General features: G+C 61.6%; 10 protein-coding genes and 1 tRNA gene. 6 read left to right on the top strand and 5 right to left on the bottom strand.

Going from position 1 to position 12,596, the window contains the following annotated elements; translation table 11 throughout:
* Window positions 1-89: 89 nt before the first annotated feature.
* The 3 genes from ppsA (at window position 90) to ACPPVV_RS10155 (ending at window position 5,070) form a co-directional block, all read left to right on the top strand.
* A complete protein-coding gene (gene ppsA, locus ACPPVV_RS10145) occupies window positions 90-2,462 on the top strand; it encodes a phosphoenolpyruvate synthase (RefSeq protein ID WP_426699779.1) in 2,373 nt (790 codons plus the stop codon).
* Between the two features lie 309 nt (window positions 2,463-2,771).
* Complete coding sequence (locus ACPPVV_RS10150; RefSeq protein WP_426699780.1) at window positions 2,772-3,572, top strand: TetR/AcrR family transcriptional regulator; 801 nt, start codon at window positions 2,772-2,774, stop codon at window positions 3,570-3,572.
* Window positions 3,573-3,696: 124 nt separating this feature from the next.
* Complete coding sequence (locus ACPPVV_RS10155; RefSeq protein ID WP_426699781.1) at window positions 3,697-5,070, top strand: OmpP1/FadL family transporter; 1,374 nt, start codon at window positions 3,697-3,699, stop codon at window positions 5,068-5,070.
* 462 nt (window positions 5,071-5,532) lie between these two features.
* On the opposite strand, the gene ACPPVV_RS10160 is transcribed toward ACPPVV_RS10155, so the two are convergent.
* A tRNA-Ser gene (locus tag ACPPVV_RS10160) sits at window positions 5,533-5,622 on the bottom strand.
* Window positions 5,623-5,733: 111 nt separating this feature from the next.
* On the opposite strand from ACPPVV_RS10160, the gene ACPPVV_RS10165 reads away from it, so the two are divergent.
* Window positions 5,734-6,435 carry a PP2C family protein-serine/threonine phosphatase gene (locus ACPPVV_RS10165; protein WP_426699782.1) on the top strand — a complete coding sequence of 234 codons (702 nt, stop codon included), beginning with the start codon at window positions 5,734-5,736 and terminating at the stop codon, window positions 6,433-6,435.
* A 30-nt stretch (window positions 6,436-6,465) separates the two neighbouring features.
* Here the strand turns inward: ACPPVV_RS10165 and dnaQ are convergent, their stop codons facing one another.
* From dnaQ to ACPPVV_RS10180, 3 genes are read right to left on the bottom strand one after another with little or no spacing between them, the layout of a single operon-like run.
* Window positions 6,466-7,173, bottom strand: coding sequence for a DNA polymerase III subunit epsilon (dnaQ, locus tag ACPPVV_RS10170; RefSeq protein WP_426699783.1), 708 nt, complete (start codon window positions 7,171-7,173; stop codon window positions 6,466-6,468).
* On the bottom strand, window positions 7,170-7,613 hold the full coding sequence (rnhA, locus tag ACPPVV_RS10175; RefSeq protein WP_426699784.1) for a ribonuclease HI: 444 nt from the start codon (window positions 7,611-7,613) through the stop codon (window positions 7,170-7,172). Before rnhA ends, dnaQ begins: the two co-directional genes overlap by 4 nt.
* Before the next feature lie 24 nt (window positions 7,614-7,637).
* Window positions 7,638-8,324, bottom strand: a complete 687-nt coding sequence (locus ACPPVV_RS10180) for a class I SAM-dependent methyltransferase (protein WP_426699785.1) — start codon at window positions 8,322-8,324, stop codon at window positions 7,638-7,640.
* 242 nt (window positions 8,325-8,566) lie between these two features.
* Here ACPPVV_RS10180 and gloB point away from each other — a divergent pair, with 242 nt between their 5' ends.
* Together gloB and ACPPVV_RS10190 are read left to right on the top strand one after the other, a co-directional pair.
* Complete coding sequence (gene gloB / locus ACPPVV_RS10185; protein ID WP_426699786.1) at window positions 8,567-9,331, top strand: hydroxyacylglutathione hydrolase; 765 nt, start codon at window positions 8,567-8,569, stop codon at window positions 9,329-9,331.
* Window positions 9,332-9,537: 206 nt separating this feature from the next.
* Window positions 9,538-10,533, top strand: a complete 996-nt coding sequence (locus ACPPVV_RS10190) for a LysM peptidoglycan-binding domain-containing protein (protein WP_426703214.1) — start codon at window positions 9,538-9,540, stop codon at window positions 10,531-10,533.
* A gap of 109 nt (window positions 10,534-10,642) precedes the next feature.
* On the opposite strand, the gene ACPPVV_RS10195 is transcribed toward ACPPVV_RS10190, so the two are convergent.
* Window positions 10,643-12,544 carry a SurA N-terminal domain-containing protein gene (locus ACPPVV_RS10195; RefSeq protein WP_426699787.1) on the bottom strand — a complete coding sequence of 634 codons (1,902 nt, stop codon included), beginning with the start codon at window positions 12,542-12,544 and terminating at the stop codon, window positions 10,643-10,645.
* Between the last annotated feature and the right edge of the window lie 52 nt (window positions 12,545-12,596).

A 12,596-nucleotide genomic window follows, 5' to 3' on the forward strand; every position in this document is an offset into this window, starting at 1 on the left:
GGACAATACCAGTCCTTTGCGGCCCGCTTTCGCGGTCTGCGAACCGCATCCATCCCGTTGCTTCGTAGAGCTTCCTTAAGGAGACACCCTTGAACGACCTGGTGCTTTGGCTCGACCAACTGCGCATGACTGACCTGGGCAAGGTCGGCGGCAAGAATGCCTCGCTCGGCGAGATGATCGGCAACCTGGCTAAACTCGGCGTCTCGGTACCCGGCGGCTTTGCAACCACCGCCGATGCGTTTCAGCAGTACCTCGAAAAGAGTGGCCTGGCCAAGCGCATCCAGGAACGGCTCGCCCCGCTCGATGTCGATGATGTCGACAGCCTGGTCGCGGCCGGCAAGGAGATCCGTGGCTGGATCGTCGATACCGCCCTGCCCGGCGAGCTCGAGCAGGCGATCCGCGCGGCGTACATCAAACTGTGCAAGGACGCCGGCGCCGACGACATCGCCGTGGCGGTCCGTTCCTCGGCCACGGCCGAGGATCTTCCCGACGCGTCGTTCGCCGGCCAGCAGGAAACCTTCCTCAACGTGGTCGGCATCGACGACGTACTGCACAAGGTGAAGGAAGTCTTTGCTTCGCTCTACAACGATCGCGCGATCGCCTACCGCGTGCACCAGGGCTTCAAGCACGAAGACGTGTTCCTGTCGGCCGGTGTGCAGCTGATGGTGCGGTCGGACGTCGGCGCCTCAGGCGTGCTGTTCACGCTGGATACCGAGTCCGGCTTCCGCGACGTGGTCTTCGTCACCGGCTCGTATGGCCTCGGCGAAATGGTCGTGCAGGGCGCGGTCAATCCCGACGAATTCTACGTATTCAAGCCGACGCTGCGCGATGGCAAGCCGGCTGTCCTGCGCCGCAATCTCGGCGCCAAGCAGTTGCGCATGGTCTATTCCGACGCGCCCGGCGAGCGCGTGCGCACCGAAGATACCCCGGCCGGGCTGCGCAACAAGTTCTGCATCAACGATGAGGATGTGCAGGAGCTCGCGCGCCAGTCATTGATCATCGAGAAGCACTACGACCGCCCGATGGATATCGAGTGGGCCAAGGACGGTCACACCGGCAAGATCTACATCGTGCAGGCGCGCCCGGAAACCGTTAAATCGCGATCGCACGCCACGCAGCTCGAACGTTTCCACCTCAGCGAGAAGGGCAAGGTACTGGCCGAAGGCCGCTCGATCGGCCAGAAGATCGGTGCCGGCAAGGCGCGCGTCATCCGTTCGCTGAGCGACATGAGCAAGGTGCAGAACGGTGACGTGCTGATCGCCGACATGACCGATCCCGACTGGGAGCCGGTGATGAAGCGTGCCTCCGCGATCGTCACCAACCGCGGCGGTCGCACCTGCCATGCGGCGATCATCGCGCGCGAGCTGGGCGTGCCCGCCGTGGTGGGCACCGGCAATGCGCTGGAGTTGATCCCCGACGGGGCTGAAGTCACTGTGTCGTGCGCCGAAGGCGACACCGGCACGATCTACGAAGGCATCCTGAAGTTCGAGCGCGTCACCGCCGACCTGGGCGACATGCCCGAGGCACCGCTCAAGATCATGATGAACGTGGCGAACCCCGAGCGCGCGTTCGACTTCGGCATGCTGCCGAACGCCGGCATCGGCCTGGCCCGCCTGGAAATGATCATTGCCAGCCACATTGGCGTGCATCCGAAGGCGTTGCTGGAATACGCCAAACAGGACGCCGAAACCAAGGCGAAGATCGACGAGCGCATCGCCGGTTATGCCGGCCCGGTCGAGTTCTACGTCGATCGCCTGGCCGAAGGCATCGCCACCATCGCCGCCTCGGTGTACCCGAAGCCGGTGATCGTGCGTCTGTCCGACTTCAAGTCGAACGAATACGCCGGCCTGCTCGGCGGTTCGCGCTACGAGCCGCATGAAGAAAACCCAATGATCGGCTTCCGCGGCGCCAGCCGCTACGTCGACCCGAGCTTCTCCGAGGCGTTTGCGCTGGAGTGCAAGGCAGTCAAGCGCGTGCGTGAAGTGATGGGCCTGAGCAACGTGTGGGTGATGATCCCGTTCGTGCGCACACTCGGCGAAGGCCGCAAGGTGATCGAAGTGCTGGCCAAGAACGGCCTCAAGCAGGGCGAGCACGAGCTCAAGGTCATCATGATGTGCGAGGTTCCCTCGAACGCGCTGTTGGCGGACGAATTCCTCGACATCTTCGATGGCTTCTCGATCGGCTCGAACGACCTTACCCAGCTCACCCTGGGCCTGGATCGCGACTCCAGCATCGTCGCGAGCCTGTTCGACGAACGCGACCCCGCGGTGAAGAAGCTGCTGGCGATGGCGATCAAGACGGCCCGCGCCAAAGGCAAGTACATCGGCATCTGCGGCCAGGGACCCTCCGACCACCCCGACCTGGCCGAGTGGCTGATGGAACAAGGCATCGAGTCACTGTCGCTGAACCCGGATACCGTGGTCGACACCTGGCTGCGGCTGGCGAAGAAAAAGGCCGGCTGAGTCGATCGATGAGCAGCGGATGACGATATTCCGCACTGCAGCGCAACAAAAAGGGCCGGATTCATCCGGCCCTTTTTCGTTGTAGGGCGCACCACCGTGGCAGACGCTCGATCGCTGTTTGCGGTGTCTGGCAATGATTCCCACACGGAGTGACGCGCCTGCAGGCAACCGCCAAGCGCGGTCTCAGCCTATCGTGCAGTGCAGCTTGCCGGGTCAGGTTGCTGTCGGTAGCTTTCATACACGTGTTTCAATTCTTGATTTGAAGCAGGTGTCGGCGCCACTCCGACGCCGCCCAGGGGCACACACTTCTTGAGTCCATCTCAGCGCACCAGCCATCGCGATACCCGCAACCGCTTGCTTGAAGCCACCGAGTGGCTATTCATCGAGAGTGGTTACGACGCGATGTCCCTGCGCCACATCACGACGCGTGCGGGCGCCAACCTGGCGGCGGTGAACTACCACTTTGGCAGCAAGGAGGCGCTGATGCAGGAGTTGCTGTCGCAACGCCTGGACCGGCTCAACCGCGAGCGCCTGCAACTTCTCAGCGCCTGCGAACAACAACGTCCCGACGGCCTGGATGCTTCGGCGATACTGGGCATGCTCTTCGTCCCCGCGTTCCGGCTCAGCCACGGCAGCGCATCCGGACCGGCGTTCATGCGCCTGCTTGGGCGGGTTTACAGTGATCCCTCGCCGTTCATCCGCAGCTACCTGCAACAGCATTACCGACCGATTTCGGGACGCTTCTTCGAGGCGTTCGCGCGCGCCCTGCCCGGGCTTCCGCGCAACGAACTCGGGCTGCGCCTGCACTTCGCGTTGAAGGCACTCTCCGGCATGCTTGCCGGTGAGGACATGCAACAGCTGATCGCCAGCATCACCAAGGGCGAAGCCATCAACGATGCCGAGTTGCTGGCGCGATTGATATCGCTGATTTCCCCCATACTCACCGCCCCTTTTGGAACTCCGGAACAGATCCTGGTGATCGAAAAAGTGCTGCAACTGGATGACGCCACGGCCAACGCGAACGTGGAGTCCGTTGCCGAATCCGAACACGGGCATCACGACACACCTGTCGTCCAGCAATGGATCAAGGAAGGGAGACTGGCCTCATGAAAAAGAAATCACCCACCCCACCACTGCCGACATTGCCGGCGACTACCCCCGACTGCATCAACCAAAAACCAAGAACCCACCACTCTGCGGATGCACCCCAGATTGCCGTTACAGGAGAATTATCGTGACCCGTCATACCTTGCAACGCTTTACCCGTTCCGGCACGCAGGCCAGTCTCGCCCTGGCCGTCGCTGTCGCACTTACGGCGCCCCTGAGTGCACAGGCCGGCTCGTTCCAGCTTCCCACCGACAACGCGGCGGGCTGGGCGCGTGCCAATGCGGGTGGTTCGCTGTTCGCCAATGATCCCACGGCGGTCTACAACAACCCGGCGGCGATGGCTTTTTTCAATGGCCCCGTGCTGCAGGTGACCGGTACCGGCATTCGCCCGAGCGCCAAGTTCGAAGGCGAGTTTCGCGACCAGGCCGGCAATCCGACCACGGGCAACAATCCGAACGGATTCGGCAAATTCATCCCGTTCCCGAACATGGCCTTTGCCGCACCGGTCAGCGACAACGTGACACTTGGCGGTAGCCTCACCGTGCCATTCGGGCTCGTCAGCGAGTACAACCCGACTTGGCAGGGGCGCTACTTCGGCACCAAGACAAGCCTGCAGTCGATCGCCGTCAGCTTCTCGGCGGGCTTCAAGATCAACGATGAATTCTCTCTTGGCGTGGGCATTCTCGGTCAGCGCACCAAGGCTCAGCTGAACTCCATGATTGATGCCGCAGGCGCGGCCAATGCCTTGGCCGGCGCTCCCCTGTTCGTGCCGCAGAGCTCCGACGTGCAGTTGAACGTGGACGTCAAGAAGAAGTTCGCTTTTGGCTATTTCGCAGGCTTCGAATGGAAGCCGTCCGAACGTGACAGCATCGGCTTCAGCTATCACTCGCGGGTGAAGCAGACGCTGACCGGCGACTACAGACTTTACGGCAGCCAAGCCGGCATCGGCTTGCTGGGCCTGGCACCGTTGTTCGGTGGCCCCAAGCTCAATCCGGATGGCGGCTCCGCCAGCGCCAAACTCGATACCCCGGCCTTCGCCAGCGTGGACTGGCTGCATGTGTTCGATGACCGCTTCAGTCTCGCGGCCACCGCAAAATGGACGCACTGGTCCAGCTTCCAGAATCTGCAATTGATGTCCGACGGCCAGCAGATCGTCAACCTGCCGCAGAAGTACAAGGACAGCTGGCTGTACTCCATCGGTGGCGACTACAAGGTGACCGACCAGTGGACGTTGCGTGCCGGTGTCGGCTACGACAAGACGCCGAGCAATATCGTCAGTCGCGATCCGCGCATTCCCGACGGAACCCGCCGTCTGCTTGGTCTGGGCGTGGGATACCAGGCCAGCAAGAACTTCGCTTTCGACCTTGGCTACCAGCACCAGTTCGTCGGCAAGACGCGGGTCAAGCTGACCAACCAGCCCCTGCTCGGCGCCAGCACGATGGATGGCACGTTCGACGATCACGGCGACGTGGTCAGCCTGACCGGCACCTATCAGTTCTGAGCTTCAATGCCTGCATGAAAGAAGGGCCGCGCGAGCGGCCCTTCTTTTTTGTGTCGTCGCTGTCGATGGCGAGGGCAGAAAACGAAATGCCTGAAACGCGTAGCGACATGAACGGGTGGGATTGTTCGGTCCCTCCTTGGGCCGAACCCTTGCGCGCTGCGCGCTCCAGGGCCAGCCTGCGGCTGTCCGAATTCGCTCCTGGCGAATTCGTCGAACCGGTAGGTTCTCATCCCCGCCATCACCAACAGAAAAGCAAAACGCCCAACGGTGAAACACCTGGCGGCGGAGAGGGTGGGATTGTTCGGCCCCTCCTTGGGCCGAACCCTTGCGCGCTGCGCGCTCCAGGGCCAGCCTGCGGCTGTCCGAATTCGCTCCTGGCGAATTCGTCGAACCGGTGGGTTCTCATCCCCGCCATCACCAACAGAAAAGCAAAACGCCCCACGTGGGGGCGTTTTGCTTTTCTGGCGGAGAGGGTGGGATTCGAACCCACGGTTGGCTTTCACCAACGCCTGATTTCGAGTCAGGTACATTCGACCACTCTGCCACCTCTCCAGTGGGATGCATGGTGGCTCATGCGAGCCGGGAATAATACGCGAGCGAACTTGCCGTGACAACAACCAGCTCTTGCGGCATGCTGCGGCAAGCTGCCTCAACAGAAAACCCATGATCGAATTCGGACACGGAACGCACGTCGGCCTGCGCCGCACGCGCAACGAGGATACCTACTACGCGGATGCCGCACTCGGACTGTTTCTCGTGGCTGACGGCATGGGCGGCCACCAGCATGGCGAGGTGGCGTCGGCCTTGGTGCGCGACGCGATGGTGGACTTGGTCACCCGCGGACACAGCCTGTTCGAGTCCGTGCAAGGCGCTGGCGAGCGGCTGCTCGTGCACACCCGGCAAAGTATCGATGTGCTGCCGATGGGCACCACGATCGCGGCGCTGCGGATATCCGGCGACAGTTACGAAGTCGCCTGGGTCGGTGACAGCCGCATCTACATGTGGAAGCAGGGGTTGCGGCAGATCAGCCACGATCACTCGCTGGTACAAGCTCTGGTGGAGGCAGGCCAGCTCGATCCGGCACAGGCGTCGCATCACCCACAGCGCAATGTACTTACCCAGGCACTTGGCGTGACCACATCCGAGCAGTTGCATATCGGCATGGCCCGTGGCCGGCTGGAACCGGGCACGGGGTTTCTCCTGTGCAGCGATGGATTGACCGACGACGTCGACGACGCATCGATCGCACGAATGGTGGCTCGCACCGATCTGGCGGCGCAGGAATGTGTCGATCAGTTGCTGCTGAGCGCGCTCGACCACGGTGGCGACGACAACATCACCGCGCTCATCGTGCGTCTCTGCTGAGCGCCGATTACCCGATGCCTGCCGTTGGCATCAACCCAGTCGTCGCCACACGCTCTGGCCATCCGCGCTCTTGTCCAGCGCATCCAGACGGCGTTCGTGTTGCAGCAGTTCGTCCGGCGAAGCCAGCAGGACAAATGGGCGCACCTGCAGCACGACCGGTCCGGTCACCACGACTTCATGCCGCTGCGTGGCCTGTTCAAAACCGAGGTCCAACGCCACCTGCCCCGAGGTCATCGCCAGATAGACATCGGCCAGCAGCTGGGCGTCGATCAGGCCACCATGCAGATCGCGCCGCGAATTGTCCACGCCAAGCCGCTTGCACAGGGCATCGAGGCTGTTGCGCTGCCCTGGATAGCGCTCGCGCGCCATCGCAAGAGTATCGAGCACGCTACAGCGGTCACTGATCCGGCCCGACCCCGTCTGCCATCGCGCCAGTTCAGCATCGAGAAATCCGATGTCGAAGCTGGCGTTGTGAATGACCAGTTCCGCACCATCGATGAAGGCCAGGAATTCGTCCACCACCTCGGCAAAGCGCGGCTTGTCGAGCAGAAACTCATCCTCGATACCGGTAACCAGCCTGGCACCCTCGTCGATCGCCCGATCCGGATTGAGATAGGTCTGATACTGCCGTCCGGTGAGACGTCGTTCGACCATCTCGACGCAGGCGATTTCTACCAGTCGATGGCCCTGACGCACTTCCAGACCGGTGGTTTCGGTATCGAGAACGATCTGCCTCATGCCCTGCCCCGGAGTTGCTCGGCTTGTTCGCGGGCAGCCTGGTCGACCCGCTCGTTCTCGACATGCCCGTTATGACCGCGCACCCACTGCCAGCGCACCTGGTGCAGGCTGACTGCGTCGGACAACCGCTGCCAGAGGTCCTGGTTCTTCACCGGTTTCCTGTCGGCAGTACGCCAGCCATTGGCGCGCCACTTTGCCATCCACTGCTCGATGCCCTGCATGACATAGCGCGAATCGGTGGTGAGGACGACCTGACAAGGTCGTTTCAGAGCCTCCAGCGCGCCGATGGCCGCCATCAACTCCATCCGGTTATTGGTGGTGGCCGGATCACCGCCGGCAACCATCCGTTCACTGTCCTTTGCACGCAATAACGCAGCCCAGCCACCAGGGCCCGGGTTACCCAGGCAGGCGCCGTCGGTAAATGCTTCCACTTCGCTCATCGTTACCCACATAGTCCAATGAAATTACAATGCCGAACTGCGCCGTGTACCTGGCGACAGCCGACCGTTTGCCGGCATTCTTACCGGCGTCGATTTGATCCGCAGTGGGGCGACCATGCGGCGACGCTTACGCGCGATCAATACGTAGCCGCCACCAAACACGTTGGCTGGCGCCCCTTGCATCACTGCCAGCCCAGGCCAGAAGCGCCCAATCCTTCGTACCCATTCGATGTCCAGGCCCGCCGACTGCAGGTTGCGACTAAGCCGCCACGGCAAATGCAATGCAAGCGCCCTGTCCCGCGCACGCCAATGCAACCACGGCGACCATGCGCTGAGCGGGTGCACACCGGTCAGCACGAGCATCCCGCCCGGCGCAAGCACCCGAATGGACTCGGCCAGCAACGCCGCCGCTGTGGGCGTCACTTCAAGAATATGAGGCAGCAGCACCAGTTCGAACGCATCGTCGACAAACGGCAGGGGTTCATCCGCATCTGCCTGCAGATCGCCTGCATAACGGCCATTGCACAGATGCAGGGTGGTCCAGCAACCGAGCATCGGCAACGTGGGCGGCGCATCGTGCGGCGAAACGCCCAACAAGAGGCCATGGGTGCCGAAACAGCGCTGCAATTCAGGCGTCAACGCGCGCGTTTGTTCGCTTCGTAATTGACGCAATGACGTGCTGGCATAGATGTCGTCATCACGATGATGCATGTAACCGGTCCAGTCTCCAGCTGTGCACACAGTGTAACGGTTGACGACTGCTGGCAGATCACAGGCCGGGCGGAACTGCCGCACGCCGCTGAACCATGGTCCGATCGGTTAACGATCTTCTAACGAGCGGAAAGCGAAGCCACCTTATAGTCGGTCGCTTCACGCGCACCCCGGATGGCTGCGTCTGTCGTTGAACAACATCCAACCTTCCGGATGTTTCCTAAAACGCAGCGGAGTTCGCCTTGCATCTCGTACCGTTACCGGCGCTGGCCGACAATTATATCTGGCTGCTCCACGACGACGAAGGCAACGCCATCGTTGTTGACCCCGGTGATGCCACGGTCGTCGAACAGGCGTTGGTCACACGTCGACTGCTGCTGCGCGCCATCCTGCTGACCCATCATCATCCCGACCACATCGGCGGTGCTGCTGCCCTGCGCGCACGCCACGGCGTACCGATCTACGCACCCGCTGACGAACGTATCGAGGCGGCGACCGAACGTGTGGGGGAAGGCGACCGGTTCGAACTGGAATCTCCGCGTATCCGTTTCGAAGTGATCGCGATCCCTGGCCATACCCTGAGCCATGTCGCCTATGTCGGAGCAGGTACCTTGTTATGCGGCGATACCTTGTTCAGTCTGGGCTGCGGCCGCTTGTTTGAAGGCACGCCGGCGCAGATGCTCGACTCGCTGGATCGGCTATCGACGTTGCCCGCGGAAATGCTCGTTTGCGGTGGACACGAATACACCGAAGCCAACGGTCGCTTCGCACGTACCGTCGATCCAGGCAACGCCGAACTGCAGAAACGAATACGCGAAGTCGCCGAGCTGCGCGCCAACCTCCAGCCCACGCTGCCGGTATCGCTTGCCAGCGAACTGGCAACCAACCCTTTTCTGCGCGTCGACACTGCCGCGGTTGCCGACTGGTGCATGCACCATGGCGCCGGCGATGATCGTGTCGCGCGTTTTGCCGCGCTGCGGGAAGCAAAAAATGGATTCAGCGGATGAAGGCGCGCCTCCGCACCCTGCCGCTGGCCCTGTCGATGCTGTTGACGGCTTGCGCCAGCCTGCCTTCAACAGCGCCACACAAGCCGATCATCGAGCCCCCTGTCGCACCGGTCACGATCGCCAAACCTGGAATCGCCCCAGCCACCGCCTACGACGAAACCCCTCCGTCATCGGATGTCTGGCATCGGCTGCGCAGCCGTTTCGCGATGGCCGACTGTGACGCCGATCCCGCCGTGCTGGCCTGGGCCAGGCGATACACGCACAATCCGAAGCGGTTTGAAGATCACCTGCAAAGCGTGCTGCCACGTCTGGTCTATGTCGAACAAGTCGCGGCCCAGTACGACGTGGCTGGTGAATTCGTGCTGTTGCCCTGGATAGAGAGCCAGTTCCAGCCGGTTCCCGCGCGCAAGCATCGGCCCGCTGGCATGTGGCAGATCATGCCGGTCACCGCCGGCAGCATGGGACTGCGTGTCGACCGTCGCTATGACGGACGCCTCGATGTTCCCGCTGCGTCCAACGCGGTGATGAAACTGATCAAGCAGTATCACGACCAGTTCCACGACTGGCGAGTGGCCGACTACGCCTACAACGCGGGTGAATTCGCTGTACGCAGGATCATCAGCAAGCGCGGCATGCCAACGGCTCAACCGGTGATTCCCGATTGGCCGGTGCGCCGGGTAACGCGTGAACACCTGACCAAACTGCTGGCGATAGCCTGTGTCGTGCGTGAACCTGGTCGTTTCAACGTCAGTTTGCCCACACTGCCGGAAGCACAGCATCTGGTGCGTACCGACATACCCCATTCCATGCCGATCGCACGCGCTGCCGATCATGCCGGCATGTCGGTGGACGCATTGAAACAACTCAATGCGGCGTTCCGCAGTGACACGATCGATACCAGCGCTTCCTCGTATCTGATTCTGCCTGCCGGTCACGCCCGGCAGTTTCGCAGTGCATTACTGGAACAGCCAAAACCAGGCAGCGCGGAGCTCAACGAGACAGTCGTGGCAGATAGCCGGACTGGCGGCGCCATACAGGCGAAAGAGATCCGGAATAAAACCCATACCGTGAAGCACGGCGACAGTCTGTGGCAGATCGCGCGCCACTATTCCGTGGATGTCGCCCAGCTTCGGCAATGGAATCACCTGAATGGGCAAACCCTCAAGCTCGGTCAGGTACTGCGGGTAAGTGACAATCACTGAACCCGCTTCTTGCCGCCGAGCCATACCAAAAGGGGCAGCCAATGGCTGCCCCTTTTGCTTCCTGATACCGACCACCGTTGGGCAGTCGGCACGCGACGTGAACGACTTATTACATCATCCGCTTGTTGATCTTGATCTCGGTCTTCGCCCTGAGCAGGTCGATCAACTCACGCGTCGCCTCGGAACCATAGGCCTGGGCCATTTGCTGGCGCAATGATTCGCGCTGTTCCGGTGGCACCTTGCTGAGATCGCCGCCCTGGACCTTGTCCACCGCCAGCAACACAAAGGTACCATCGTGCATGTCGACAGCGGCAAACTGGGGCTTGCTCGCGGCAGGATGTGGCAACAGGAAAGCCTGGGTCAGTAGCGGTGCGGGGATCTGGGCGCGCCGCTCAATCGCGTTCACCGTGGTGATGGTGGCGCTCAGCGATTTCGCGACATCCGGCATTGCTTCGCCCTTGCGCAGGCGTCCCAGCGCATCCTCGGCCTGCTTCTTCTCCGCGGCAGCGACGCGCCCGTCGAGAATCGTCTTCTCCACGTCGGAACGCACCTCAGCGAGCGGCTTGGCCGCGGCCGGCACGTGCTTGTCGACATGGATCACCACCGAGTGGTTGTTGCCCAGATCGATCAAGCCGGAATTGTTGCCCTGAACCAGCACGTCGTCGCCAAATGCCGCGGCAATCAGCTTGGGGTTCGCGGTCAAACCCTCGCCACCCTTGCGCGAAAACAGTGCCGTGGTCTTGATCGGCAAGGTCAACGCCACCGAAGCCGGCTCCAGGGACGTTGGATTCTGGTAAGTGTTGTCGGACATCTTGCCGGCAACTTCGTTGTATTTGCGATCGCGATCGGCCGTCGTCGCTTCCTTGACCAATTCATCGCGCACTTGATCAAACGGTTTGGAGTCGCCGCTGCGGACGTCGCGCAGCCAGATGATGTGATAACCATCGGACGACAGAATCGGCTTGGAAATCTGCCCCTTCTGCAAGGCGAACAGGGCCGAGTCGAATGCCGGGTTGGTCACGCCTTTTTCAAGCCAGCCCAGATCGCCGCCCTGACGCTTCGAACCCAGATCCTGCGAATCCTCTGCGGCCAGCTTCGCGAAATCGCCGGCGTTGGCTTCCGCCGCAATCTTTTCGGCCTTGGCCAGCGCCGCCTTCTGCTGCTCCGGGCTGGCGTTGCTCGGCACGTTGATCAGGATGTGCGAAACCAGCCGTTGTTCGGGCTGAACGAAACGCTGCTTCTCATCCGCATAGCGCTTCTTGAGATCATCCTCGCTCGGCGCCGCATCCGCCGGCAGGTCGGCACCGTTGACCTCGATGTATTTCACCGAGACCTGCTCGGGATTCATGTAATCCGCCAGATGCGCCTTGTACCAGGCCTGGATCTCGGCATCGCCCACTTTGCTGTCGGCCAGTGTTGGACGCGGCAACTGAAAATAACGCAGATCGCGGCGCTGGCTCAGCAAGCTCAGGAATTGATCGACCTGCTCATCGCTGACGATGGTGCTGTCGTTGATCGCCGACGGCAACAGCTGCGCTGCCAGCGACGAGCGGATTTCGTTTTCGAACATCTCCGGCGTCTTGCGCTGACTTATGAGCCATGCGCGATAGCTGGTCGCATCGAATTGGCCGCTGACCTGAAACCCGGGAATGGCAGCGATGTAATCGCGTACAGCCTGATCCGACACCCGCATGCCCCAATCGGTGTTGGCCTGCAACAACAGCTGCTCGTCGACCATGCCGTCCAGCACGCGCTGCTTTACTTCGGGTTTCTCGAACATGCTGGAATCGAAATGCTCACCCTGCTCGGCGCTTGCCTGCTGCCGGAGCTGATTGATTCGATCCTGATAGGCACGCTGGCTGACCTCTTGCTTGCCGACTTTCGCTACAAACGAATCGTCTCGCGAAGTGAAGTAGCTCTCCATGCCGAACAACGACATGGCCAGAACGGCGAGACCAAGCACAATGATGGACGGCCATCCATGCATCTTGTTACGCATTGCCTGCAGCATTGAAATCTTCCCGCAATGTGGTTGAAAACGCGTGATACACGGGGTGTATGCA

The sequence above is a fragment of the Rhodanobacter sp. Col0626 genome (genome assembly GCF_049994385.1).
GTDB lineage: Bacteria > Pseudomonadota > Gammaproteobacteria > Xanthomonadales > Rhodanobacteraceae > Rhodanobacter.

Excerpts from the sequence above, each read along its gene's own strand:
- ACPPVV_RS10190 (WP_426703214.1), top strand. The coding sequence starts at position 9,538 with ATGGCCGACTGTGACGCCGATCCCGCCGTGCTGGCCTGGGCCAGGCGA.
- dnaQ (WP_426699783.1), bottom strand. The coding sequence starts at position 7,173 with ATGAGGCAGATCGTTCTCGATACCGAAACCACCGGTCTGGAAGTGCGT.
- ACPPVV_RS10165 (WP_426699782.1), top strand. The coding sequence starts at position 5,734 with ATGATCGAATTCGGACACGGAACGCACGTCGGCCTGCGCCGCACGCGC.
- ACPPVV_RS10195 (WP_426699787.1), bottom strand. The coding sequence starts at position 12,544 with ATGCTGCAGGCAATGCGTAACAAGATGCATGGATGGCCGTCCATCATT.
- rnhA (WP_426699784.1), bottom strand. The coding sequence starts at position 7,613 with ATGAGCGAAGTGGAAGCATTTACCGACGGCGCCTGCCTGGGTAACCCG.
- ACPPVV_RS10180 (WP_426699785.1), bottom strand. The coding sequence starts at position 8,324 with ATGCATCATCGTGATGACGACATCTATGCCAGCACGTCATTGCGTCAA.